Origin of the sequence: Alloalcanivorax profundimaris (assembly GCF_015265435.1) — a bacterium.
Lineage (GTDB): Bacteria > Pseudomonadota > Gammaproteobacteria > Pseudomonadales > Alcanivoracaceae > Alloalcanivorax > Alloalcanivorax profundimaris.
The window spans coordinates 33253-58810 of sequence record NZ_JABJWH010000016.1 but is presented as its reverse complement, the minus strand read 5'-3'; the positions used below and the strand labels follow the sequence as shown (position 1 = coordinate 58810).

Annotated in this window: 20 protein-coding genes and 1 other RNA gene; 5 read left to right on the top strand and 16 right to left on the bottom strand. The window is 63.2% G+C overall.

Features of this window, described 5'->3' with window-relative positions; translation table 11 throughout:
* Positions 1–25: 25 nt before the first annotated feature.
* Entirely contained in the window at positions 26–643 is a 618-nt protein-coding gene (rlmE, locus tag HMJ39_RS09835) for a 23S rRNA (uridine(2552)-2'-O)-methyltransferase RlmE (RefSeq protein ID WP_194297176.1), read from the bottom strand.
* 67 nt (positions 644–710) lie between these two features.
* On the opposite strand from rlmE, the gene HMJ39_RS09830 reads away from it, so the two are divergent.
* Positions 711–1025, top strand: coding sequence for a YhbY family RNA-binding protein (locus HMJ39_RS09830; protein WP_194297175.1), 315 nt, complete (start codon positions 711–713; stop codon positions 1023–1025).
* A 49-nt stretch (positions 1026–1074) separates the two neighbouring features.
* Here the strand turns inward: HMJ39_RS09830 and greA are convergent, their stop codons facing one another.
* The 8 genes from greA to hrcA form a co-directional block, all read right to left on the bottom strand.
* Complete coding sequence (gene greA, locus HMJ39_RS09825) at positions 1075–1551, bottom strand: transcription elongation factor GreA (protein WP_194297174.1); 477 nt, start codon at positions 1549–1551, stop codon at positions 1075–1077.
* 65 nt (positions 1552–1616) lie between these two features.
* Positions 1617–4835, bottom strand: coding sequence for a carbamoyl-phosphate synthase large subunit (gene carB / locus HMJ39_RS09820; protein WP_194297173.1), 3219 nt, complete (start codon positions 4833–4835; stop codon positions 1617–1619).
* A gap of 60 nt (positions 4836–4895) precedes the next feature.
* Positions 4896–6029, bottom strand: a complete 1134-nt coding sequence (gene carA, locus HMJ39_RS09815; protein WP_161385592.1) for a glutamine-hydrolyzing carbamoyl-phosphate synthase small subunit — start codon at positions 6027–6029, stop codon at positions 4896–4898.
* 228 nt (positions 6030–6257) lie between these two features.
* Positions 6258–7082: a 4-hydroxy-tetrahydrodipicolinate reductase gene (dapB, locus tag HMJ39_RS09810; RefSeq protein ID WP_161385593.1), complete on the bottom strand. Its 825-nt coding sequence runs from the start codon at positions 7080–7082 to the stop codon at positions 6258–6260.
* A 30-nt stretch (positions 7083–7112) separates the two neighbouring features.
* The gene (gene dnaJ, locus HMJ39_RS09805; RefSeq protein WP_161385594.1) at positions 7113–8237 is read right to left on the bottom strand and encodes a molecular chaperone DnaJ; all 1125 of its coding nucleotides are present in this window, start codon (positions 8235–8237) and stop codon (positions 7113–7115) included.
* Positions 8238–8324: 87 nt separating this feature from the next.
* Positions 8325–10253 carry a molecular chaperone DnaK gene (gene dnaK, locus HMJ39_RS09800; protein ID WP_194297172.1) on the bottom strand — a complete coding sequence of 643 codons (1929 nt, stop codon included), beginning with the start codon at positions 10251–10253 and terminating at the stop codon, positions 8325–8327.
* A 120-nt stretch (positions 10254–10373) separates the two neighbouring features.
* Complete coding sequence (gene grpE, locus HMJ39_RS09795) at positions 10374–10955, bottom strand: nucleotide exchange factor GrpE (protein WP_161385596.1); 582 nt, start codon at positions 10953–10955, stop codon at positions 10374–10376.
* A gap of 250 nt (positions 10956–11205) precedes the next feature.
* Positions 11206–12255 (bottom strand): heat-inducible transcriptional repressor HrcA, encoded by a 1050-nt coding sequence (gene hrcA / locus HMJ39_RS09790; RefSeq protein ID WP_161385597.1) that lies wholly within the window; start codon positions 12253–12255, stop codon positions 11206–11208.
* Between the two features lie 158 nt (positions 12256–12413).
* Here hrcA and recN point away from each other — a divergent pair, with 158 nt between their 5' ends.
* The gene (gene recN, locus HMJ39_RS09785; RefSeq protein WP_194297171.1) at positions 12414–14084 is read left to right on the top strand and encodes a DNA repair protein RecN; all 1671 of its coding nucleotides are present in this window, start codon (positions 12414–12416) and stop codon (positions 14082–14084) included.
* Between the two features lie 102 nt (positions 14085–14186).
* Here the strand turns inward: recN and fur are convergent, their stop codons facing one another.
* On the bottom strand, positions 14187–14597 hold the full coding sequence (gene fur, locus HMJ39_RS09780; protein ID WP_161385599.1) for a ferric iron uptake transcriptional regulator: 411 nt from the start codon (positions 14595–14597) through the stop codon (positions 14187–14189).
* Between the two features lie 184 nt (positions 14598–14781).
* On the opposite strand from fur, the gene HMJ39_RS09775 reads away from it, so the two are divergent.
* A complete protein-coding gene (locus HMJ39_RS09775) occupies positions 14782–15201 on the top strand; it encodes an outer membrane protein assembly factor BamE (protein ID WP_323370884.1) in 420 nt (139 codons plus the stop codon).
* 18 nt (positions 15202–15219) lie between these two features.
* On the opposite strand, the gene HMJ39_RS09770 is transcribed toward HMJ39_RS09775, so the two are convergent.
* Positions 15220–15510: an RnfH family protein gene (locus HMJ39_RS09770; RefSeq protein WP_161385601.1), complete on the bottom strand. Its 291-nt coding sequence runs from the start codon at positions 15508–15510 to the stop codon at positions 15220–15222.
* Positions 15503–16912: a sodium-dependent transporter gene (locus tag HMJ39_RS09765; RefSeq protein WP_161385602.1), complete on the bottom strand. Its 1410-nt coding sequence runs from the start codon at positions 16910–16912 to the stop codon at positions 15503–15505. The genes HMJ39_RS09770 and HMJ39_RS09765 overlap by 8 nt, the downstream gene beginning before the upstream one ends.
* 141 nt (positions 16913–17053) lie before the next feature.
* On the opposite strand from HMJ39_RS09765, the gene smpB reads away from it, so the two are divergent.
* Positions 17054–17530: an SsrA-binding protein SmpB gene (smpB, locus tag HMJ39_RS09760; protein ID WP_194297169.1), complete on the top strand. Its 477-nt coding sequence runs from the start codon at positions 17054–17056 to the stop codon at positions 17528–17530.
* 68 nt (positions 17531–17598) lie between these two features.
* Here the strand turns inward: smpB and HMJ39_RS09755 are convergent, their stop codons facing one another.
* Entirely contained in the window at positions 17599–17889 is a 291-nt protein-coding gene (locus tag HMJ39_RS09755) for a hypothetical protein (protein ID WP_194297168.1), read from the bottom strand.
* Between the two features lie 263 nt (positions 17890–18152).
* On the opposite strand from HMJ39_RS09755, the gene ssrA reads away from it, so the two are divergent.
* Positions 18153–18510, top strand: a transfer-messenger RNA (tmRNA) gene (ssrA, locus tag HMJ39_RS09750).
* Positions 18511–18754: 244 nt separating this feature from the next.
* On the opposite strand, the gene HMJ39_RS09745 is transcribed toward ssrA, so the two are convergent.
* From HMJ39_RS09745 to HMJ39_RS09735, 3 genes are all read right to left on the bottom strand, one after another.
* Positions 18755–21817, bottom strand: coding sequence for a type III restriction-modification system endonuclease (locus tag HMJ39_RS09745; RefSeq protein WP_194297167.1), 3063 nt, complete (start codon positions 21815–21817; stop codon positions 18755–18757).
* 88 nt (positions 21818–21905) lie between these two features.
* Complete coding sequence (locus HMJ39_RS09740) at positions 21906–23621, bottom strand: RNA-binding domain-containing protein (protein WP_228462268.1); 1716 nt, start codon at positions 23619–23621, stop codon at positions 21906–21908.
* A gap of 4 nt (positions 23622–23625) precedes the next feature.
* Positions 23626–25548, bottom strand: a complete 1923-nt coding sequence (locus HMJ39_RS09735) for a site-specific DNA-methyltransferase (RefSeq protein ID WP_194297166.1) — start codon at positions 25546–25548, stop codon at positions 23626–23628.
* Positions 25549–25558 lie beyond the last annotated feature (10 nt).

The following is a 25558-nucleotide window of genomic DNA, read 5'->3' as shown; positions in this document are numbered from 1 at the left end:
GTACTGACAGACTTTCAACTCTACACTACTTCAGGTTGGACCCCAATTGGTACACCTCGGTAGAGCGCGGCCGGCTGGCCGCCGGTTTGCGGCTGACCACCCTTTGGAAGGCGCCTTGCAGGGAACGGCGGTACTCGTCGAACCCCTCGCCCTGGAACACCTTGACCAGGAACATCCCGCGCGGTTGCAGCACATTGACCGCCATATCCAGCGCCAGTTCAGCCAGATACATGGCGCGGGGCAGATCCACGGCCTTGTTCCCACTCATATTGGGGGCCATGTCGGACATTACAAGGTCGACTTTCCGCTCCCCAAGAAGTGCAATGATTTGCTCGTATACATCCTGCTCCCGAAAGTCTCCCTGCACGAAGGAAACATCCGGGATGGCGTCCATGGCGAGAATATCGCTGGCCACGACAGTACCCCGTGAACCCACCAGCCGGGCCGCCACCTGGGACCAGCCGCCCGGCGCGGCGCCCAGGTCCAGCACCCGCATGCCGGGCCGGAACAGCTTGTCCTTCTCGTGGATCTCCAGCAGCTTGAAACTGGCCCGGGAGCGGTAGCCCTCGGCCTGGGCCTTCGCCACCCACTGGTCGTCGAAGTGCTCCCGGAGCCAGCGCTGGCTGCTTTTTGATCGGGCCATGGTTCAACGCCTCTCGCATCGGTGGATTTCGGGGTCTAGAATGGCGCCCCCGTTTTTGGAGAAGATCATGCCCCTGAGCCCGCTGGACAAGAAACGCCTGCGCCGTATCGGCCACCACCTTAAGCCGGTGTTGCTGTCCGGCGACAAGGGCCTCAGCGACGCCTTCCTGGAAGAGCTGGCGGCGCGCCTGGAAGACCACGAGCTGATCAAGGTGAAGGTCAACGCCCCGACCCGGGACGAGCGCGCCCGCATGATCGAGGCGATGTGCGAGCACAGCGGCGCCGAACAGGTGCAGCGCGTGGGCAACATCGCCCTGCTCTACCGCGCCGCCGCGGAGCCCAACCCGAAGCTGTCCAACATTCTGCGCTTCCAGGATCAGTGAACCGGGCATCGCCGCCCGAGCCGCCAGCGCGGCCGGGCGGCGATCCGCCTCAGATGTGCTCCACCTTGTCCACTTCGTATTCCTTGACCCCGCCCGGGGTCTCGATCTGCACCACGTCGCCTTCCTCGCGGCCGATCAGGCCCCGGGCGATGGGTGAATTGACGCTCAACTTGCCGTTCTTGATGTCGGCCTCGTCGTCACCGACGATCTGGTAGACCTTCTCCTCGTCGGTGTCCACGTCGACGATGGTGATGGTGACACCGAAAATCACCTTGCCGGTGTTCTGGATGCTGGTGATATCGATGATCTGGGCATTGGAGAGCTTGCTCTCGATGTCCTGGATGCGGCCTTCACAGAAGCCCTGCTGTTCGCGGGCGGCGTGGTACTCGGCGTTTTCCTTCAGATCACCGTGTTCACGGGCCTCGGCGATGGCCGCGGAGATGCGCGGCCGGTCTTCCTTCTTGAGCCGCTCCAGCTCGCGGCGAAGCGCGTCGGCGCCGGCCACCGTCATGGGAAAGCGTTGCATAGGATTAACCTCTTTTGTCGTCCTTGGGGCCGCCCCGAAGGAAACGGCCCTCGGGACGGCAACGGTCAGTGCATATCGGCGTGCAGGTCCTGCAGACGACGCACCTGCGGCTCACCGCTGATGGCCATTGCCTGGCAGACCGCGTAGGCCGCGGTGATGGTGGTGGTGTAGAACACCTTGTGCTGCAGGGCGGAGCGGCGGATGGCGAAGGAATCGCGGATCGCCTGCTTGCCCTCGGTGGTGTTCACGATCAGGTCGACGCCGTCGTTCTTGATCATATCGACGATGTGCGGCCGTCCTTCCAGCACCTTGTTCACCGGTTTCACCGTGAGTCCGGCCTCCGCCAGGTGAGCGGCGGTGCCGCGCGTGGCCACCAGTTCGAAACCATGGCCGATCAGGGATTTGGCCACGTCCACGGCGGCCGCCTTGTCGGCGTCGCGCACGGAGATGAAGGCGGTGCCGCCCTTGGGCAGCCGTTCGCCGGCCCCCAGGGAGGCCTTGCCGAACGCCTCCGCGAAGGTGGCGCCAACGCCCATCACCTCGCCGGTGGACTTCATTTCCGGCCCCAGGATCGGGTCCACTTTCGGGAACTTGGCGAACGGGAACACGGCTTCCTTCACGAAGTAATGGCGCGGCGCCACTTCCTCGGTGAAGCCCTGCTCCGCCAGCGACACCCCGGCCATGCAGCGGGCCGCCACCTTGGCCAGGGACACGCCGATGCATTTGGAGACATAAGGGACCGTGCGCGAAGCCCGCGGGTTCACTTCCAGGACGTAGACTTCATCGCCCTTGACCGCGAACTGCACGTTCATCAGGCCGATCACGCCCAGCTCCAGAGCCATGGCGCCGGCCTGCTCGCGCATCACGTCCTGCACCGCCGCGTCCAGGGAATACGGCGGCAGGGAGCAGGCGGAGTCGCCGGAATGCACGCCGGCCTGCTCGATGTGCTGCATGATGCCGCCGATCACCACCTGCTTGCCGTCGCAGACCGCGTCCACGTCCACCTCGATGGCGTCGTCCAGGAAGCGGTCGAGCAGCACCGGTGAGTCGTTGGACACGCTCACCGCGTTGTTCATGTAGCTGCGCAGCTCCGCCTCGTTGTAGACGATCTCCATGGCCCGGCCACCGAGCACGTAGGAGGGGCGCACCACCAGCGGGTAGCCGATCTCGGCGGCCAGCCGCAGACCCTCGTCCAGGGAGCGGGCGGTGCGGTTGGGCGGCTGCTTGAGGCCGAGCTTGTTGACCATCTGCTGGAAGCGCTCGCGGTCCTCGGCTTCGTCGATGGCGTCCGGGCTGGTGCCGATGATCGGCACGCCGAACGCCTGCAGGTCGCGGGCCAGCTTGAGCGGCGTCTGACCGCCGTACTGGACGATCACGCCCTTGGGCTTTTCCTTGTCGACGATGGCGAGCACGTCTTCCAGGGTCACCGGCTCGAAATACAAGCGGTCGGAGGTGTCGTAGTCCGTGGACACGGTCTCCGGGTTGCAGTTGACCATGATGGTCTCGTAGCCGTCGTCCTTCATGGCGAAGGCGGCGTGCACGCAACAGTAATCGAACTCGATGCCCTGGCCGATGCGGTTCGGGCCACCGCCGATCACCATGATCTTGTCCCGGTCGGAGACGTTCGCCTCGCACTCCTCGTCATAGCTGGAGTACATGTAGGCGGTGGCGGTGGAGAATTCCGCCGCGCAGGTATCAACGCGCTTGAACACCGGCTGCACGCCCAGTTCGCGGCGCTGGCTGCGCACGTCCTGCTCCTTGACGCCGAGCAGCTGCGCCAGGCGCGCGTCGGAGAACCCTTTGCGCTTGAGGGCGTACAGGCGCGCCTTGCTCAAGTCGCTGAAGGTACCGGCGGCCACCGCCTTTTCGTCGTTGATCAGGTCCTCGATCTGCACCAGGAACCAGCGGTCGATCTGGGAAATCTGGAACACCTCGTCCACGGTCATGCCCGCGCGGAAGGCATCGCCGACGATCCAGATCCGCTCCGGCCCTGGCGTGGACAGTTGGCGGGCGATCACTTCCCGGGCGTCCGGCGCGTCCAGATCCACCTTGGGGTCGAAGCCCACGGAATCGGTTTCCAGCCCGCGCAGCGCCTTGTGCAGGGATTCCTGCAGGTTGCGGCCGATGGCCATCACCTCGCCCACGGATTTCATCTGGGTGGTGAGCACCGGATCGGCGGCGGCGAATTTCTCGAAGTTGAAGCGCGGGATCTTGGTGACCACGTAATCGATGGACGGCTCGAAGGAGGCCGGAGTGGCGCCGCCGGTGATCTCGTTCTGCAGCTCGTCCAGGGTGTAGCCCACCGCCAGCTTGGCGGCCACCTTGGCGATCGGGAAGCCGGTGGCCTTGGAGGCCAGCGCCGAGGACCGCGACACCCGCGGGTTCATCTCGATCACCACCATCCGGCCGGTGTCCGGACACATGCCGAACTGCACGTTGGAACCGCCGGTTTCCACGCCGATTTCACGCAACACCGCCAGGGAGGCGTCGCGCATCATCTGGTATTCCTTGTCGGTGAGGGTCTGCGCCGGCGCCACGGTGATGGAGTCACCGGTGTGCACGCCCATGGGATCGAAATTCTCGATGGCGCACACGATGATGCAGTTGTCGTTCTTGTCACGAACGACCTCCATCTCGTATTCCTTCCAGCCCAGCAGCGACTCGTCGATGAGCAGCTCGTGGGTGGGCGAGAGCTCGAAGCCGCGGCCGCAGATTTCCTCGAACTCTTCCTTGTTGTAGGCCACGCCACCGCCGGAGCCGCCCATGGTGAACGACGGCCGGATAATGGTGGGAAAGCCCAGTTCCGCCTGGATTTCCCAGGCTTCCGGCATGGTGCGCGCCACCTTGGCCTTGGGGCATTCCAGGCCGATGTTGCGCATCGCCTTGTCGAAGCGGTCGCGGTTCTCGGCCTTGTCGATGGTGTCGGCGTTGGCGCCGATCATCTCGACGTTGAATTGGGCGAGCACGCCGTGGCGCTCCAGATCCAGGGCGCAGTTGAGCGCGGTCTGGCCGCCCATGGTGGGCAGCAGGGCGTCCGGGCGCTCCTTCTCGATGATCTTGGCCACCGTTTCCCAGGTGATGGGTTCGATGTAGGTGGCGTCCGCCATGGCCGGGTCGGTCATGATGGTGGCCGGGTTGGAATTCACCAGGATCACCCGGAAGCCTTCCTCGCGCAGGGCCTTGCAGGCCTGGGCGCCGGAGTAATCGAACTCGCAGGCCTGGCCGATGACGATGGGGCCGGCGCCGATGATGAGGATGCTCTGTAGGTCGGTTCTCTTGGGCATAGGTGCTAACCGTCAGGCGTTGATTCTGTCCAGGGGTCCGGCGCTCGGCGCCGGACGCTCTCAGCGGGCCCCGTGGGCCTCCATCAGCTCGATGAAATGATCGAACAGCGGCGCGCAGTCATGCGGGCCGGGGCTCGCTTCCGGGTGACCCTGGAAGCCGAACGCCGGCACGTCGGTGCGATGAATGCCCTGCAGGGTGCCGTCGAACAGGGACACATGGGTCACCTTGACGTTATCCGGCAGGGTATCGGCGTCCACCGCGAAGCCGTGGTTCTGGCTGGTGATCATCACGGTGCCGTCCTCCAGGTTCTTGACCGGGTGGTTGGCGCCATGGTGGCCGTTCTTCATCTTCATGGTGCGCGCGCCGCTGGCCAGGCCGAGCAGTTGGTGGCCCAGGCAGATGCCGAACACCGGCAGGCCGGTGTCGAGGATTTCGCGGATCGCGGCGATGGCGTAATCACAGGGCTCCGGGTCACCGGGGCCGTTGGCCAGGAACACGCCATCCGGGTTCATCGCCAGCACGTCCGAGGCCGGGGTTTGCGCCGGCACCACGGTGAGCTTGCAGCCACGATCGGCGAGCATGCGCAGAATATTGCGCTTGCAGCCGTAGTCGTAGGCCACCACGTGGAAGCGCGGATCGGCGCCGGGACGATGGCCGGTGGGGCGATCCCAGGTGCCTTCGGTCCAGGCGTAGGTTTCGCCGACGCTCACTTCCCGGGCCAGGTCCATGCCCTTGAGGCCCGGGAACCCCCGGGCGGCGGCCAGGGCCCGCTCTTCATCGACGTCCTCGCCGGCCAGGATGCAGCCGTTCTGCGCGCCCTTGTCGCGCAGGATGCGCGTCAGGCGGCGGGTGTCGATGTCGGCGATGGCGACGATATTGCGTGCCTTGAGGTAGTCCGGCAGGGATTGTTCTGCCCGCCAGCTGCTCACGGTCAGCGTCAGATCGCGGATCACCAGGCCGGCGGCCCAGACGCGGTCGGACTCTTCGTCCTCCGGGTTCACCCCGGTATTGCCAATATGCGGATAGGTCAGGGTCACGATCTGCTTGGCATAGGACGGATCGGTGAGAATTTCCTGATAGCCTGTCATGGCGGTGTTGAACACCACTTCACCCACGGTTTCTCCCGTGGCGCCAATGGCGATGCCCCGAAAGAGGCTACCGTCTTCCAGAGCTAGTATGGCGGGTACCGTCAACGCAACCTCCTGGCGGATAGGGACTTGTGGAGATCGGTGGCGGGGGCCACGCGCCACCCCGTAAGGGGTTCGCAAAAAAGCGAGATGGATTCCTCCACCTCGCTTTCAGAAAACGCGCTTTTGGGCCAACAGCCCATTTTTCACTCGGCCACCCGCTCGCCCATCTTGGGCAGGCGCCATTTTAGGACGTATCGGTCACGCTGTCACGCCGCGCGCCCGGATCGCCGCTCAGCGGCCCCAGCCGGCGCTGTCGCCGGCCAGGCCGAGCACGTCCTGCATATCATGGAGCCCGCGCTCGTGACGCCCCAGCCACAGGGCGGCGCGCACCGCGCCACGGCCGAAGGACATGCGGCTGGACGCCTTGTGGCTGATCTCCACCCGTTCGCCCTCGGCGGCGAACATCACCGTGTGGTCGCCGACGATGTCGCCGGCACGGATGGTGTCGAAGCCGATGGTGTGGCGCTCGCGCTCGCCGGTGCGGCCCTCGCGGCCGTACACCGCGCACTCCTTGAGATCGCGACCCAGGGTCTGGGCCACCACCTCGCCCATGCGCAGGGCGGTGCCCGAGGGGGCGTCGATCTTGTGCCGGTGGTGGGCCTCGATCACCTCGATGTCCACCTCGTCGCCGAGCACGGCGGCGGCGGTTTCCAGCAGCTTGAAGCACAGGTTCACGCCGATGGAATAGTTGGGCGCGAAACAGATGGCGATGTCCTCGGCGGCGGCGCGCAGGGCCGCCGTCTGGTCGTCATCCAGCCCGGTGGTGCCGATCACCAGGCGGGTGCCGGCGGCCCGGCACACCGCCACGTGGCGGGCGGTGGCCTCGGGCACGGTGAAGTCGATGAACACTTCCGCGTCCCGGACCACCTTCTCCAGATCGTCCGCCAGGGCCACGCCCAGGCGCCCCTGGCCCACCAGCTCGCCGGCGTCGGCGCCGATCAGGCTGGAGCCGGGCACATCCACGGCGGCGGCCAGCTCGGTGTCCGGATTGGCCAGGGTGGCCTCCATGAGGATCCGTCCCATGCGCCCGGCGGCGCCAATAATGCCTACTTTCATGGTTTTCGCCCGTCGTCGTTCCTGGGTGCCTTACAGCCCGTCGAAGAAGCGCTTCACGCCCTCGAACCAGCTGGTACGGCGGGGGTTGTGGCGCTCACCGCCCTTCTCCAGGGAATCCTGGAAATCACGCAGCAGCTCTTTCTGTTCGCCGGACAGCTTGACCGGGGTCTCCACGACCACCTTGCAGAGCAGGTCGCCGGGCGGGCCGCCGCGTACCGGGGTAACGCCCTTGCCCCGCAGCCGGAACAGTTTGCCGGTCTGCGTCTCCGGCGGCACCTTCAATTTAACCTGGCCGTTCAGGGTGGGCACTTCCAGCTCGCCGCCCAGGGCCGCGTCCACGAAACTCAGCGGCACGTCCACGTGCAGGTTTTCGCCGTCGCGCTTGAAGATGTCGTGCTCGCGCACCGCCACCTGCACGTACAGATCCCCGGGGGGCGCCCCGTTCATGCCCGCCTCGCCCTTGCCGGCCAGGCGGATGCGGTCGCCGGTGTCGACGCCGGCGGGAATCTTCACCGACAGGGTGCGGGTGTTCTGCACCCGGCCCTGGCCGCCGCAGTTGCCGCACGGGTTTTCCACCACCCGGCCTTCGCCGTGGCAGGTGGGGCAGGCCTGCTGCACCGTGAAGAAGCCCTGCTGCATGCGCACCTGGCCCATGCCGTTGCAGGTCGGGCAGGTGACCGGCTGCTCGCCGGCCTGGGCACCGCTGCCCTCGCACACCTCGCAGGTGTCCCAGCTGGGCACGCGGATTTTTTCCTCGCAGCCGCGCACCGCCTGTTCCAGGCTCAGCTCCAGGGTGTAGCGCAGGTCGGCGCCACGGGCCGGACCACGCCGCCCGCCACCGAAGATATCGCCAAAGATGTCCCCGAAAATATCGCCGAAACCGCCACCGCCGAAACCGCCGGCGCCACCGCCGCCGAAGCCACCCTGGCCGTTGACGCCGGCATGGCCGAACTGATCGTAGGCGGCGCGTTTCTGCTCGTCGCCGAGCACTCCGTAGGCTTCCTTTGCCTCCTTGAACTTGGCCACCGCCTCCTGGTCATCCGGGTTGCGGTCCGGATGGTACTTCATCGCCAGGCGGCGATAGGCTTTTTTCAGATCCTGCTGGCTGGCGTCCTTGGCCACCCCCAGCACGTCGTAATAATCGCGTTTGGACATATTCGATCCGTTCGACTCAAGCTAAGACGCCGGGCCCTGGGGCCCGGCGTTGCTCTGGTGCGAATTGGACGTCCGCGAGCGGACGGCTTACTTCTTCTTGTCGTCGTCGACTTCCTCGAACTCGGCGTCGACCACGTCGTCACCGGACGCCTTCTGCTGATCGCCGGCACCGGCATCCGCCGCGCCCTCGGCCTGCTGGGCCTCGGCGTACATCTTCTGCGCCAGGGAACCGGACGCCTCGGTAAGCGTCTTGGTCTTGGCTTCGATGTCGTCCTTGTCACTACCCTTGAGGGCCTCTTCCAGCTCGGCGATGGCCTTGTTGATGGCCTCTTTCTCTTCCTCGCTGGCCTTGTCGCCGGCTTCTTCCAGGGTCTTGCGGGTGGCGTGCACCAGGTGGTCGCCCTGGTTGCGCGCCTGCACCAGCTCCTCGAACTTCTTGTCCTCGTCGGCGTGGGCCTCGGCGTCCTTGACCATTTGATCGACTTCATCATCGGACAGGCCGGAGGAAGCCTTGATCTGAATGGTCTGTTCCTTGCCGGTGGCCTTGTCCTTGGCGCCCACATGCAGGATGCCGTTGGCGTCGATGTCGAAGGTTACCTCGATCTGCGGCACGCCACGCGGCGCCGGCGGAATGTCCTCCAGGTTGAACTGCCCCAGGGACTTGTTCTGGGCCGCCTGCTTGCGCTCGCCCTGCAGCACGTGCACGGTCACCGCGGTCTGGTTGTCCTCGGCGGTGGAGAACACCTGCGACGCGTTGGTCGGGATGGTGGTGTTCTTCTCGATCAGCGGCGTCATCACGCCACCCATGGTCTCGATACCCAGGGTCAGCGGCGTCACGTCCAGCAGCAGCACGTCCTTGACGTCGCCGGCCAGTACCGCGCCCTGGATGGCGGCGCCGATGGCCACGGCTTCATCCGGGTTGACGTCCTTGCGGGCGTCCTTGCCGAAGAAGTCAGCCACTTTCTTCTGCACCATGGGCATGCGGGTCTGGCCGCCCACCAGGATCACGTCGGTGATGTCGGACGCTTTCACGCCGGCGTCGCTGAGCGCGGTCTTGCACGGCTCCAGGGAGCGGGTCACCAGCTTCTCGACCAGGGATTCCAGCTTGGCCCGGGTAACCTTCACCACCAGGTGCTTGGGACCGGTCTGGTCGGCGGTGATGTAGGGCAGGTTGACCTCGGTCTGCTCCGCGGAGGACAGCTCGATCTTGGCTTTCTCGGCGGCTTCCTTGAGGCGCTGCATGGCCAGGGCGTCGCCACCCAGGTCGATGCCGGAGTCCTTTTTGAACTCGTCCGCCAGGTAGTTGATGATCGCCAGATCGAAGTCCTCGCCACCCAGGAAGGTGTCGCCGTTGGTGGCCAGCACCTCGAACTGATGCTCGCCGTCCACTTCGGCGATCTCGATGATGGAGATGTCGAAGGTACCGCCACCCAGGTCGTAGACCGCGATGGTGCGGTCGCCGCCTTTCTTGTCCAGGCCATAGGCCAGTGCCGCCGCGGTGGGCTCGTTGATGATGCGCTTGACCTCGAGACCGGCGATGCGGCCGGCGTCCTTGGTGGCCTGACGCTGGGAGTCATTGAAGTAGGCGGGCACGGTGATCACCGCCTCGGTGACTTCCTCGCCCAGGTAGTCTTCCGCGGTCTTCTTCATTTTCTTGAGGACCTGCGCGGAGATCTGCGGCGGCGCTTGCTTCTCGCCTTTCACTTCCACCCAGGCGTCGCCGTTGTCCGCCTTGGTGATCTTGTAGGGCACCATCTTGATGTCCTTCTGCACCACCTCGTCGTCGAAGCGACGGCCGATCAGGCGCTTGACCGCGTACAGGGTGTTGGTCGGGTTGGTGACCGCCTGACGCTTGGCCGCCTGACCCACCAGGATTTCGTTGTCCTCGGTGTAGGCGATGATGGACGGCGTGGTGCGCGCGCCTTCCGCGTTTTCGATTACCTTGGTCTTGTCACCTTCCATGACAGCGACACAGCTGTTGGTGGTGCCAAGGTCGATACCGATGATCTTACCCATAACGTTCCATTCTCCTTCACACGGTCCGAACCCCATCAGGCCGTCCGGACAGCTGAACCTTATTGACTTGCCACCTATATGGCGGCTGGCTTGCGCTTTTCAAGAGAGGCGCGGGGCGCCTTATTCGGCCTTGCTGACCACTACCCGGGCCGGGCGGATCAGGCGGCCATTGAGCTGGTAACCCTTCTCCAGCACCTCGATCACGGTGTTGGGCTCGGCGTTGGGCGCCGGCACCATGGTCATCGCCTCGTGGTGCTCCGGATTGAAGGGCTGGCCCTGCGGGTCGATCTGCTCGAGGTTGTACTTGGCGAACACATCAAGCAGCACCTTGAGGGTGAGTTCCAGCCCCTCGCGGGCGGGCTTGAGCGCCTCGTCCTCGGGATCCAGCGTGGCCAGGCCCCGTTCCAGGCTGTCCGCCACGGTAAGCACGTCGGCGGCGAACTTCTCCAGCGCGAACTTGTGGGCGCTTTCCACGTCCCGTTCGGCGCGGCGACGCACGTTCTGGATCTCCGCCTGGGAACGCAGGTCGGCCTCGGCCAGGGCTTTCTCCACCCGGGCGAGCCGGTCGCGGGTTTCCGCCAGCTCCGCCTCGACGCCGCCGTCCTGCTGCCCGGACGCCTCCTGTCCGGCGTCCGCCTCGGGGCGGGCGCCGTCGTTGATTTCGGCCTCGTCGGCCGGCTGTTGTTTGTCCTGTTCGCTCATATCCACTCCACACATCCCGAATTCTGGGAAAGCGGGCAAAGATATGGGAACGGCACGGCGGGATTCAAGGGAAGAAGAGGAGGCAGTGAACAGTTAACAGTGAATAGTTAATAGTGCGCGGGCGAGCGTGATGCCTCGTCAAGGCCGTGCCCGCGCCGGCTGCGAGGGCACTCCGCCCTCCGGCAGGCCCCGGAGCCGGCGGCACACGGGCTTTCGCTGTTAACTGTTCACTGTTAACTCTTAACCGCCTTCAGAGTTGGGTAAGCGCGGCGGAGAGGATGCGCGCGGTGATGTCCACGGTGGGAATCACCTTTTCGTAGTCCATGCGGGTGGGGCCGACCACCGCCAGCACCCCCATGGGCCCGTTGTCCACCCGGTAGGGCGCGGACACCAGGGAATACTCCTCGAACGGCTGGTAGCCGGACTCCCGGCCGATGAAGATCTGCACGCCGTCCGCCTTCATGCTGCGCTCCAGCAGGTGCAGGATGTCGCGCTTGCGGTTGAAGGCGTCGAACAGGTCGCGCAGCTTGTCGATGCTGTCCAGCTCGGCGCTGTCGATCAGGTTGGACTCGCCGGACACCACGTAATCCGAGTCCTCCCGCTCCGGGCGCAGCGCCTTGCCGGCCACGTCCAGGGTGGTCTGCATCATCCGGTCGAGCTGGGCGCGGTCCGCCTCCATGGTGCTGAGCAGCCCCTCGCAGATGCCGTCCAGGTCGCAGCCGGCGTAGGTCTGGTTGATGTAGTTGGCGGCCTGGCGCAACTCCACCTCGTCGTATTCCCGGCTGGTCTGGATGATGCGGTTCTGCACCTCGGAGCGGTTCACCACCAGCACCACCAGCACCCGCTGCCCGGACAACGGCAGGAACTCCACCTGGCGCAGGGTGGTGACCTGGCGGCGCGGCACCGCCACCAGGCCGGCCATGCGGGTCAGTTCCGCCAGGGTCCGCGAGGCCTGGGAGACCAGCGCCTGGGGCGACTGGTCCGGCGCCAGCATGCGGCGCAGCTCCTCGCGCAAACGGGCGTTGTCCGGCCGCTCCATGGTGCTGGAGGCCAGCAGGGTGTCCACGTAGAGGCGGTACCCCAGCTCCGTGGGCACCCGGCCGGCGGAGGTGTGCGGGCTGGCCAGCAAACCCATTTCCTCCAGCTCCGCCATGATGTTGCGGATCGTCGCCGGGCTCACGCTCAGGCCGCTGCCGGCGGCCAGGGTCTTGGAGCCCACGGGCTGCCCGTGGCGGATATGGCGCTCCACCAGGGTCATCAACAACCTTTGCTTGCGCTCGTTCAGTTCCAGCTTGGACATACTTCAAATACCAAGGAAGACGACTCAGTATAGCCTGATTCCCGCCACGCATTTTCCGTGTCCGCCGGCGCCGCCGTCCAGTGCTCCGCCGGCGGGGGCTTACACTGGCGGCGGGAATACCCTAACATCCCAACAACTACTGGCCAGAAGGACAGTCCATGCTGACCCATCTCAGTGTTCGCCACTTCGCCACCGTGGACCAGCTGGAGCTGGAACCGGAGGCGGGCCTCACCGTGATCAGCGGCGAGACCGGCGCCGGCAAGTCGGTGCTCATCGACGCCCTGTCGCTGACCCTGGGGGAACGGGCGGACAGCGCCGTGGTGCGCCCCGGCTGCGAACGGGCCGAGGTGCTGGCCACCTTCCACCTGGGGGACAACCCGACGGCCCGCGCCTGGCTCGCCGAGCGCGAGCTGGATGACGGCGACGAGTGCCTGCTGCGCCGCACGGTGCGCGCCGACGGCCGCTCCCGGGCCTACATCAACGGCACCCCCACGCCGCTCACCGAGGTGCGCGACCTGGGCGAGCACCTGATCAGCATCCACAGCCAGCACGAGCACCAGGCCCTGCTGCGCAAGGACACCCACCGCGCTCTGCTCGACAACCTGGCCGAGGCCGGCGAACTGGCCACCACCGTCCGCGAACGCTGGCGCGACTGGCAGGCCGCCCGGCGCGCCCACGACGACGCCCTGGCCAGCGCCCGCGAGCAGACCGAACGCCAGGAACTGCTGCGCTTCCAGCTCGAGGAGCTGGACGCCCTGGATCTGGCCGAGGGCGAACTGCCGGAGCTGGAGCAGGAACAACAACGTCTGGGCAACGCGGACGCCCTGATCCGCCTGTGCCAGCAGGCGGTCACCGCCCTCTACGACGGCGAGGACGGCACCGTCAACGATCACCTGGGCCAGGTCAGCCACTGGGTGGAGGAAGCCCGCGCCAGCGACGACGGCCTGGCCGGGGTATTCGACACCGTGGAATCCGCCCGCCTGCAGGTGGAGGCCGCCGCCGAGGACCTGCGCCACTACCTGGAAAAACTGGATCTGGACCCGGAGCGGCTCAACCAGGTGGAGGAGCGGCTCGGCCAGGCCTACACCCTGGCCCGCAAGCACCGCCTGCGCCCGGAGGAGCTGGTGGAGCACCACCGGCGCCTGGCCGAGGAAGCGGACACCCTGGAGCACTTCGACGAGCACCTGGAAGCCCTGGCCGCCGCCGAGCGGACCGCCCGCGATGCCTACATGGAACAGGCCCAGGCCCTGGGCCGGCGCCGCCGGGACGCCGCCGGCGCCCTGACCCGGGAGGTGCAGAAGCAACTCAAGGCCCTGGGCATGAAAGCCGCCCGCCTGGAGGCGGCGGTGGAGGAAGGCAAGCCGGGCCCGGACGGGCTCGAGGAAGTGGAGTTCCGCTTCTCCGCCAACCCGGGCCAGCCGCCCCGGCCGCTGGCCAAGGTGGCCTCCGGCGGCGAGCTGTCCCGGGTGAGCCTGGCGATCCAGGTGATCTGCGCGCGCAACCTGACCGTGCCCAGCCTGGTGTTCGACGAGGTGGACGTGGGCGTGGGCGGCGGCGTCGCCGAGATCGTCGGCCGCCTGCTGCGCGAGCTGGGCGGCCACGCCCAGGTGCTGTGCATTACCCACCAGCCCCAGGTGGCCGCCCAGGGCCACCAGCACTGGCAGGTGCACAAGCTGCAAAGCAAGGACACCACCCGTACCCGCATCCAACCCCTGGAAGAAACCGCCCGGGTGGAGGAAGTGGCGCGCATGCTGGGCGGGGTGGAAATCACCGAATCCACCCTGGCCCACGCCCGGGAGATGCTCGACAAGGGCCAGCGGGTCGCCTGAACGCACCCCGCCCGGGCGCCTCGCGGCGGCCCGGGCGGGGGTTCGGAAAGCTGGCGGCGCGCCGCGGCGGCCGCCACGGCGCAGGCTGGCGGGGTCGGCGGCCTACTTCTTGCCGCCCTTGGGTTTCACGTAAAGGACCAGGGAGTGGTCGACGATCTCATAGCCGTGCTCCTCGGCGATGCGATGCTGACGCTCCTCGATTTCCTCGTCGACGAACTCGATCACCTCCCCGGTTTCCATGCACACCATGTGGTCGTGATGGTCCTCGTCGGCCAGCTCGAACACCGCGGAACCGCCCTCGAAGTTGTGGCGCAGCACGATGCCGGCCTGCTCGAACTGGGTCAGTACCCGGTAGACGGTGGCCAGGCCCACGTCCTCGCCGGCATCCATCAGCGATTTGTAGATGTCCTCGGCGCTGAGATGCCGCTCGCTTGACGATTCCAGCTGCTGCAGGATTTTCATCCGCGGCAGGGTGACCTTCAAGCCTGCTTTTCTAAGATCCTGATTATCCAAAACAATTGCTCCGTATGCCGCCAGCGGGGATTCCTGATTCCGTGAGGAACCTTGTTCCCCTTCAACAAGTCTGTATTATCGCCCGGACATTATGCCAAGTCGAAACATCATGCCAAGGACCTTTCTCCTATCCCTGTTACTCGCCGGTCTTCTCACCGGCTGCAGCTCCCTGCGATTCCCCGGGGTGTACCGTATCGACATCCCCCAGGGCAACGTGGTGACCGAGGACATGCTGGCCGAACTGGAACCGGGCATGAGCCCGGAACAGGTGCGCTTCGTGCTGGGCCCGCCGACCCTCACCGACCCGTTCACCCCGGACACCTGGTACTACCTGCTGCACTACCAGCCGGGCAAGGCCGACACCGTGGAACAGGACATCGTGGTGTTCTTCCAGAACGGCCAGTACAGCCATTACCGGGGCGAAGTGGTCGCCAACGTCCGCGAACGCACCTCCGGCCGCCGGGACCGGGAACTGGAACAGCGCGCCGAGGACCGCCGCGAAGGCGATGTGGTGGAGCAGGAGCCGCTCAGCGATCCGGCCCCGGAACCGGGCACCCAGAGCACCCCGGACGCCACCTCCGTTCCCCAGCCCCGCGACGGCTGAAGGCGCCGCCAGGCCCTGCTAGCGAGAACGCTCCGCCCGGGCCCGCCGGGCGGCCTTGGGGTCCACCTTGAGCGGCCGGTAGATTTCCACCCGCTCCCCCGCCGCCAGCACGCGGCGGGCCGGATCCGGCTCCGCCTTGCCGAAAATGCCCATCGGCATCTTCTCCAGCTCCAGCCCCTCGAACTGCCCGGCGATGCCGGACTGGCGCGCCGCGTCCAGCATGGTGGTGCCCGGCGCCACGTCCAGGGCGATCAGGCGCTGCTTGTCCGGCAGCGCGTAGACCACCTCCACGCGGATCGACTCAGCCACCGCCACCTCCGACCGCGGACCAGATCGAGTAGAGAATCAGGGCGATCACCGCCAGCGGCGAGAACACCCGCACCAGCGCCCGCCACACCAGGTACAGCGGGAAGCTCTTCATCGCCAGCTCCTTGCGCGCCTGGGTCTCCTTCATCACCCAACCGGTGAACACGGCGATCAGCAGGCCGCCCAGCGGCAGCAGGATACTGGTGGACAGGAATTCGATGTTGTCGAAGAAGGTGCCCATCAGGAAGGTGTCGTCCTTCCACAGGTTGAACGACAGTACCGAACCGATGCCCAGCACCCAGGCCGCCAACCCCACCATGGAGGCGGCGACGCCACGCTTGTGGCCGCGCTCCACCAGCCAGGCCACCATCGGCTCGCCCAGGGAAATGGAGGAACTCCAGGCGGCGCACACCACCAGCACGAAGAACAGGCTGCCGAACAGAATGCCGCCGGGCATCTGGCCGAAGGCCAGCGGCAGCGTCACGAACATCATGCCCGGCCCCTGGGCCGGCTCCAGCCCGCCGGTGAACAGCAACGGGAACATGGCCAGGCCGGCGCCCAGGGCCACCAGGGTGTCGAGCACGGCGATGATCGCCACCGAGGACACGATCGACACCGGCCGGGAGCGGCCGGTCTTCTTGTCCTTGATCTCCCGGGGCATGTAGGCGCCATAGGCCATGATCGCGCCCATGCCCAGGCTCAGGGTGAAGAACGCCTGGCCCAGGGCGATGATCACCGCCTCGCCGGAGAGCTTGGAAAAGTCGAACGCGAACAGGAAACTGACGCCCTCGACGAAGCCCGGCGTGGTGGCGGCATAGCCGATCAGCACCACCAGCAGCAGAAACAGCACCGGCATCAGCACTTCCACCGCCCGCTCCAGGCCGCGCTTCACGCCCAGGGCCACCACGCCCATGGTCAGCAGCATGAAGGCGGTGTGCGAGCCCATCATCAGCCAGGGATTGGCCTGCATGGCCTCGAAGTTACCCTGGGACTGCACCGCGGTGAGCCCCTGGAACATGCCGGTGACCGCCTCCCAGACGTAGATCAGCGCCCAGCTGGCGACCACGGAATAGAACGACAGAATCAGAAAGCCGGCCAGCGCGCCCAGGTAACCGATGCCCTTCCAGCGCCGGCTCACCTTGCTCTGCTCGGCCAGCCGGCCCATGGAGTGAATCGGGCTGAGGCCGCCCCGGCGGCCCAGCAGCACCTCGGCGATCATGATCGGCACGCCCATCAGAGCGATGCAGATCAGATACAGCACCACGAAGGCGCCGCCGCCGTACTCACCGGTGATGTACGGAAACCGCCAGATATTGCCCAGGCCCACGGCGGACCCGGTGGCGGCAAGAATAAACACCCACCGGCTGGCCCACATGCCGTGGACCGGCTTGTTCTCTTCGCTCATCGGCTATCAACCCCTCGACGCAGTGCGGCCATTGTCTTGATTTTCCCGGGGCCCCTCAAGAGACAGTGCGTGAACGCTCACCCACCGAAGCGGGCCGCGCCCCTCGCCAGAACCGCGGGCACTCTCTATAATCGCCGCCCCATGGGCAAAGCGAAAAAGCAAAAGTCGACGCCGAACGCCATCGCGCAGAACCGCAAGGCGCGCTTCGACTATCATCTGGAAGAATTCTTCGAGGCCGGTCTGGCGCTGGAGGGCTGGGAGGTCAAGTCCCTGCGCGCCGGCAAGGCCAACCTGACGGAGTCCTATATCCTGCTCAAGGATGGCGAGGCGTTCCTGTTCGGCGCCCGCTTCGAGCCCCTGCCCACCGCCAGCACCCACTTCGTGCCGGACCCCCAGCGCAGCCGCAAGCTGCTGCTGCACCGCAAGGAGCTGGCCAAGGTGTTCAGCGGCGTGCAAAAGCAGGGCTTCACCTGCGTGCCGGTAAACCTGCACTGGAAACGCGGCCTGGTGAAGCTGGACATCGCCCTGGCCAAGGGCAAGCAGAAGCACGACAAGCGCGCCACCGAACGCGAGCGCGACTGGAACCGCCAGAAGCAGCGCATCCTGCGCCAGCACTGATGGCGACTAAAGTCCCTCCTACAGCAATGCCGTAGGAGCGGCTTTAATCGCGATTTCGCCAGACTCGATTAAAACGCCTTGCCGGTGCGCCCGTGACGCCGGCGCCAGCCGCGTACTTCGTCACGGACCTGCCAGTACACCTGCAGCCAGGCGCGCAGCACCGCCGGCAGGAAGTACACCGCGAACAGCAGCACCGGAATCCGGGAGTCGCCGCTCACCGCCACCAGCGCGGCGATGCCGCCGGCGTACAGCGCCACCGCCAGCATCAGTTGCAGGGTGCGCGCCAGCAGGGGGTGGGCCGCCACCGGCGCCAGGGCTTTCTCGACAACCTGTTCAGCTGACCGAAAGATCGCTTTCATCGTCTCGCTCCTCTTTGAACGAATCCATCAACGAAGGGTTGGCGGCTGGCTTTGTCGTCGGAATTCGGGGCTCGCCGTCAGGATCATGATGCGCCCTGCGGATGACGACACCATGGCATTCAGGTCTGATTGTTCGACAATATCTGTAAAAGCCGGTTAACGGCGCCTTTTCCGGCGGTCTCGACAAAAAACCGCCCCTTGGCTTTCCACGGACCGGCCCCATCTCCTACAATACGCCGCTTGGCCTGAGCGGCCAGATCACAGGGGGCGACATGGATTCGACGCCGGTAAAGAAACCTGTGGTGCATGTCGAGTAGCGTCGCAATGCTCGTAAATACCTTGTGGCATCTTAAAGTAATCGCAAACGACGATACTTACGCACTAGCGGCTTAAACCCCGCTTATCGCCAAACGACCCAGCCTGTGGGGAAGTGCGGCGAGCATCGCTACACAGGCTCGCGGCAAAGTCCGTCCCGGATGGCGCCGTTAAAACTCTTAGGGACTCGGTGACTGCGCCCTGTCGGTCGGGCCGCAGCCTCTTAAATCAATAGACCAGACTAAGCATGTAGATCCACAGGCGGATTGCTGGCGGACGGGGGTTCGATTCCCCCCGCCTCCACCAACGCAAAGAAAAAGGGGCGCCCATGCGGGCGCCCCTTTTTCTTTGCGCGGTTGCGGTGGGAGGATGACCAATCCGCCGGGAGCGGATTGGCGCGTAGCCCGAAGGGTCGGGGCCAGGGAGGGCCCCGACAAACCCCCGTAGGGGTTCGACAAGCGAAGCACCGCTTCGCGCAGGACGTCCCCGCCCATAACATTTCGGCCATGGCCGCTTTATTGTAACAATTTTTTACATGGCCGCAGCCACATCAACTCACCAACCCCATCAACTTGTCATAGGAATCGACGACATCGTATTTCACCTCGGCCGTCGCAATGGTGTCGAAAAACTCGGTGGCGCACCGGATCTTGGCCTGTTCAACTTCACGCAACTCCAACGATGAAAGGCTTCCCTTGGTCTCGGCCACGAAGTAGACATGCTTCACGTCATCCTCATTGAAGGCGATGGCCCAGTCGGGACTGTAGTTGCCCACCGGCGTCGGGATAAAGAAGCTCTTCGGCAGCTTCGCGTAGACCACCACCTCCTTGCTGGTGTCGAGCTCTTCAACGAAGCCCCGCTCAATCTTGGAATCGGTCACCACATAGTCGTAGACGTGGCGGTTGGCCTTGTAGGCTCGATCCAGCTGGTTCTCCGGCTTTTCGATGGTGAAGATTTCCCGGCTGTGCCGCTCATTGATCGGGTCGTAACTGATGTGCTCGACCACCATGCTGGCCTTCTGCTCGTTGATCAGCCTGGCGGCCTGAGCCATGAAGTCCTCCGGGTTCATCGGATACTGCTTGAAGGTCTTCGGCTGGATCTTGAAGAGAATCGCCGCGACGGTGCGCCGCGTCAGCTGCGTGCCCTCGGCCAGGCGGCCGATCAGGTCGTATTGAACCGCCGAATGCAGCGTACCGTCATATTTGACCCGCTCGCTCTCGTTGACGGTGAAGGCCTGCCCGCTGGACAAGTCCTGGTAGCTGGCTTCCGCCTTCTGAGTGCCGCGCTCCACCTGGTACTCCAAGCGCTTCACGTTGAGTTTCAGGTCCAGATAGCCCACGCATTTATCGATCAGCTCGTTGGAGTCGAAACTGACGGAATAGGCCGCCTTGCGGTTGATGCGCTCCCAGAGCTCCTGAAATTCCTTCTTGCGGAAATTGTCGTTGAGCGGGTTCAGCTTGGCCTTTCGGCCGTCATCGATGTGCGGCAGCTGGGCGTTACTGAAGACGCTGTCGATCAGCTGGAAGACCTGCTGTGCATGGGGCTGCAGCGCCTCCGGCAGCACGGCGAGGGTGCCGTCCTCCTTGGCCTGGTGGTAAGCCTCGGTGATGTGGTCGGCGTTATCCGTGTAGTCGTTCTTGAGCAGGTAGCGATAGATCTCCTTGGCCATGGCGGGCGTGACCTCAACCTCGGCCTCATCCGACACGAGCAGCTTGCCGGTGAAGTAGGCCTCGTCGGCGACCCGAGGACGCTCGGAGAGCTCGTTGCTGATGTCACGCTGCAAGGCGGTGACGAAGTCCTTGTAGCTCTCGCTGGCGACCACCGTCAGCTCGTTGATGTCGTGCACCGTCAGCGGGTCGTCCATGCGATCCCCCAGCTGGTTGACCGCCAAGCGCAGGCCGCGCCCCACCTCCTGACGCCGGGAGATGGTGTTGTCGCTGTGCTTCAGCGTGCAGATGACGAACACGTTGGGGTTGTCCCAGCCCTCGCGCAGAGCGGAGTGGGAGAAGATGAATCGCGTGGGCTCCTCGAAGGAGAGCAGGCGCTCTTTGTCCTTCAGGATCAGGTCGTAGGCATCGACGTCGTCCGTCTCGGTGGAACGCGCCTTAGTTGCCGGGTCGACGAGGCGCTTGGACTTCTTGTCGATGGAGAAGTAGCCGTTGTGGGTGTCCGAAGTACTGATGCCCTTCAGGTAGCGGTTGTACTCGCTGTCCTCCAGGGTCAGCACCTGGTCGAGCTGACGGTTGTACTCCTCCTCGAAGATCCGGGCGTACTCACCCAGCACCTCACCGCCCTCTTCGTACTGGCGGTACTTGGCCACCTCATCGATGAAGAACAGGGTGAGCACCTTGACCCCTTGGGAGAACAGCAGCTGCTCCTTCTTGAAGTGCGCCTTGACCGCCTCGCGGATCTGGATCCGGCGCAGCGTCTGCTCGGTGACATCGACGGTCACCTCCCCGGCAGTGAGCTCGACACCGTTGGTGAAGCTGAGCTGGTCGACACGGGCGTCGATATCCGAGACGACGAAGCCTTTGTACTGTTCCAGCCCATCCGATAGCTCATGCAGGTTGTCACCCTTGCCCAGCTTGCGGCGCTTGCGCTTCACGCCGCTGGCCGTCTTCTCCTCGTACTCGACCCAGGCCACAGGAGGCTTGTTCTTGGCCGTCTCGATATTTTCCAGGTAGAGGTAGGCATCGGTGCCGGTGAGGCCCCTGGTGGTGACACCATGCACCGAGATCTTCTTCACCAGCTTCTGGTTGTAGGCGTCAAGGGCGTCCAGGCGATGGATCTTGTTGTAGATTGTCTTGTGGGTGGCCGAGTAGCGCACGATGAACAGCGGGTTGAACTCGCTCAGGGAGCTGAGCGTCTTGCCCCCTTCCATCTTCTGCGGCTCATCGAGGAACAGGATCGGGCGGTTGGCCTTGATCACGTCGATGGGGCGGCGCGACTGGAAGTCGTCCAGCTCCCTAAAAATTCTCCTATTTGCTTCGCTAGCGTTTTTCTTCGTGGCAGCATTGAACGCCTGAACGTTGATGACCATGACATTGATGCCAGCATCCGAGGAGAAGCTTTCCAGCTTGTCCAACTGCCTGGAGTCGTAGATGAAGAAGCGCGCCTTCTCCCCGTAGCTTTCCAGGAAGTGATCGGCGGTGATCCGCAGCGACTTGTACACCCCCTCGCGGATGGCGATGCTGGGCACCACCACGATAAACTTGCTCCAGCCGTAGCGCTGCTTCAGCTCGAACATGCTCTTCAAATAGACGTAGGTCTTGCCAGTGCCGGTCTCCATCTCCACGTCCAGGTTGTAGAGGCAGCCGGTCTTGTCATCTTTCTTCAGGCCGTCGGAGAGCGGCAAGTTCTGGCGGCGCTGCACGGCCCGGATGTTATTCAGCAGATCAAGCTCCGTCAGCTCCAGCGCGGCGTTCTTGAAGCCGGCGCCGTCGGGGTCAGGCGAGGCATACAGGTCACGCTGCATCGGCTGCGAAAGGGCGGCTGCCTCGCCCGGGTCGATGCGGTAGCGGATACCGCTACTGAAGGGCTGGCCAGCAAAGCAGTCCGCCAGCGCTTCGACGGCCCGCGTCTGGTATTCCTGGGTCTTGAACTTGAGCTTCATGGCCTTCCTTTCTGCACCGGCACCGGAGCCCGCAGAAAGGGCTCCCCATTCTTTACCTTTAAAATCAACAACTTAAACATAACCTCGTTCAATTCCTTTCTGCAAAGCCGCCGTTTCTTTCTGCAGACCTTTCTGCATCAGCCTCCGCCAGCCGCCATTCCGGCGCACTGCGGCTGCCGGCATTGCGGATCCGGCCGGCTCGGCGCAGCTTGGTCAGGATGTTACCCACCTTGGCTTTCTTTTTTTGCTCATCCAGGGCATCGCTGAGCTTGTCCCACAGCAGGGTGTCGATCTCCCGGCGGTTGGCGGAGCCGAACTTGGCCAGGTAGTCGGTCACCAGCTTGGCGTAGAAGGCGTCATCCTGCCCACGGGTGTGAATGTACTGGGCCTTGGTCGCCGTCGCGTCCGCCACGCTGGCGGAGACGTGATAATTAGGCTTGCGCCCTTCGATCAGGCCAGCCCGCCTCAGGCGAGTGACCGCATCATCGGCAATCGGCAGCTGCTTCTGGATTCGATCCAACGCCAGTACATCGACCAGAGCCAGATCAGTCTGCTGAATCAACAGGCGGCTATAGGCGGAGTCAACCACGCCGCCATGCACCGTCAGCCTGACGGCACCTGGCTTGCTCAGGTCATAGTCGGGCAGCGGGAGATAACGCCTGGCCTGGCGGGAATACATGTCATGAATTCCATAGCCCATGGTGTCGATCATGTTGAGCTCGGCCATGGCCTGGGTCAGAAAAGGGTTACGGTAGCGTTTGGGAACCCGGTGTCCCTCCAGATAATCGCCAGGTTCACCCTCGAAAAAGCTACCTTCATTGTCGAAGACCAGCCGGTCGGATTGCTCGATCACCACCACACGCGCATTGCGACTGTAGTCCTGATGAGCGATACAGTTGTGCAACGCTTCCAGGACGATTTTCTGGTCGTACTTGGAAACTTCGATAGGTACTAGTTCGTCCTGGGGCAACAGACGCAACTGGATATTGCGGATACGCTGATACAACTGCGTCGTGGCCAGCAGGAACGGCGGGCCGAAGTGTTGGTAGGCACGCTCCGCCCCCTCCAGCTTCCAGGTCAGCTGAGCGGGATGGGGCGACAGAAGCGGTACCGCCGCCGCCTTGCCGAGCAGCAGGAGAGCCGCCCGGGTCATCTTACCGTCCAGCGTCAGCTTGGCGCGATCCAGAAAGGTTGCCAGTGGCCACCCCATCACCTCGCCAGGCTCAAAGCGGTTGGCGTACTTCTTGGCGAAGGACTCGCGGGCCTTGGCGACCGCCTCCGGGTCTAGGTGATCCAATGTGGCATCCGGCACCAGTTGAACGGACCAGTCCGTAGTATCGGTCTGTCGCCGAATCGTATCCAGCTTGTCCAGACCCAGGCTGGTCAGGCTCTCCCCGGCACGAGCATAGTAATGCCCGTGCCAGGCGATGGGCATTCCCATCGGCGCGGGCGGAATTTCGAACAGCAGCACTCTCCCCTCGGGTGTTTGCAACTCATGGATGTCGCGGAAGGTGATGCTAGGCTCGGTGCCATCGGCGATCTGCATCTTAAGCTTGTCGAGCTCGCCGGAAGCCTGACGGTATTCGGACCCCAAGATGCGCCGAGTCTTGTCGTCGATGCCGAAGACCAGCCAGGCGCTTTCGCAGGCACGCAGATTCGCCTCGTTGGCCAGCGCCGAGAGGTATTTTCCCAAATCCGAGGTGGAGAAGCCCTTGCCACCGCGCTTGAATTCGACCACCTCGCTCTCCCAGCGCTCGATCAGGGAGTGCAGCAACTCCGTCAGCGCCTGCTCGTCCATGCTCATGGGCCTAGATCACCTTGACGTCGGTATTGGGCGACTTCTGGGCGAAGATCTGCTCGACGTTGATCTTAACGCTGTCACTGGCAAAGCCGGCATCGCGGAACACCACGCGCAACGGCTCGTACTCGGCGAGCTGCTTGACAAAGCCCTCGTCGATATCGAGGTCGAAGCAGGCGGCCAGGGCCATATGCTTCTCGGCTCCGTCGACGAAGAAGATGGTTTTGCCATCAAGCTCCTGGCGAGAGATAGGAAGTGAAAGGTCTACGCCCCAGTCCAGCAAGACTTGGAAGAGCAGGTCTTCGGAACTACGGCCCTCGCGGATATTATCTATATTTTCAGACAGCAGGTCCTGACTAAGTGCCTCTGGCGAATAGTGGATATCACGCATATTTGACGAGTCAACCTTCAGAACCCTAAAGCCAAGATCTATGCCGGATTCCTCTCCTTTAATAATTCTTCCACACCTACGAACACGCTCCTTGGAAATTTCTGCTATATTCCCATATCCTAACTGCCATGCAGTAGAAGTTTCTTCGACAGGCTCCGGCAGCTGAATCATGATAAATTGGCGACGCCCAGCGTCAAGAGAATTAAGCTTCATCACTGCATGTGCAGTGGTCGAAGATCCAGCAAAGAAATCTAGTACTATTGAGTCTTTATCATTCTCCGTAGCAGTTCTAACCAAGTATCTTATCAAGCTTTCCGGCTTAGGATAGCTCATGACCCCTTCATTAGAGAATAACTCTAAAGCCTCTTCATACGCATCTTCATTAGTGCCAACGCCGCAACTTTTATCAATAAGTGTCGAAGGCCGCTTCACCTTATCAGCCTGATCATGCCTCAAGGAGTTAAAGCCGAATTTTTTTGATAATGACACCCTGCTCCCCAAGCCAATTTCACTATTAAGCTTTACCTGTGTCCATACAAAAGGGCCTTTAACAGAAAAATCATTAGAAACAACTCCTGACTCAACCTTAATTCCATTTTCAAAGAATATTGATGACGTACCTTTGCCGTACTCTCCTGATGGATAATATCCATCTTCCAGAGTTGTTTCAACAACCCCTCCCTGAAAGAAAAGATGCTTAGAAGAGTTTGTTCTTTTTGCTAACGGCTGCCATTTTTCACTATAAGCTCTCTCCCCAAAAAGCTCAACTTTATCAATATCTCTAGCATAGCAAAGAACAAACTCAGTCATTGATCGATAAACTCTTGAAAGATGGCTTCCCTTTCTCTTTTTAATCCACGTAAAGTGAGTTACGAAGTTTCCTTCTCCAAAAATCTCATCGCATATTTTTCTTAGATTAGAAACCTCGATGTCGCTAATAGATATAAAAATAACGCCATCTTTTCTTAGCAAGTTTTTGGCAACTCTAATCCTTGAATACATCATTGAGAGCCAATTAGAATGATAGCGACCTTCAGTTTCAGGATTTGCAACCATCCTACCTAATTGGTCGTCATACTGAAAAGTATCCCTCTCAAAGGATCTTTTCATTGATTGAAAAGTGTCCTTGTAGATGAAATCACCTCCAGTATTATAAGGAGGATCTATGTAAATCACCTTAACTTTCTCTAGGTATGCTTCTTGTATTAACTTCAAGGCGTCTAGATTATCGCCCTCAATGAAAATGTTTCTTGTGGAATCAAAATCAACACTTTCTTCTCGATAAGCCCTAAGCGTCTTTGCAATCGGCGCATTGGCAGCCAAAAGAGCCTCTCTCTTACCGGGCCAATCCAGCCTAAACCGCTCCTGGGGTCCCTCAACAATATTTTCAGAGAGCTCCTGGCGCAGTTGGTCGAAATCGATGGCTTGCTTCACCCTCCCCTGCTCATCCCGCGCTTCGGTGACACAGCTGGGGAACAGCTCGGCCAGCTTGGCGATGTTAGCCTCGGTCAGGTTGGGAGAATGCATCTTCAGCTTGTCCATGGTGTCGCGT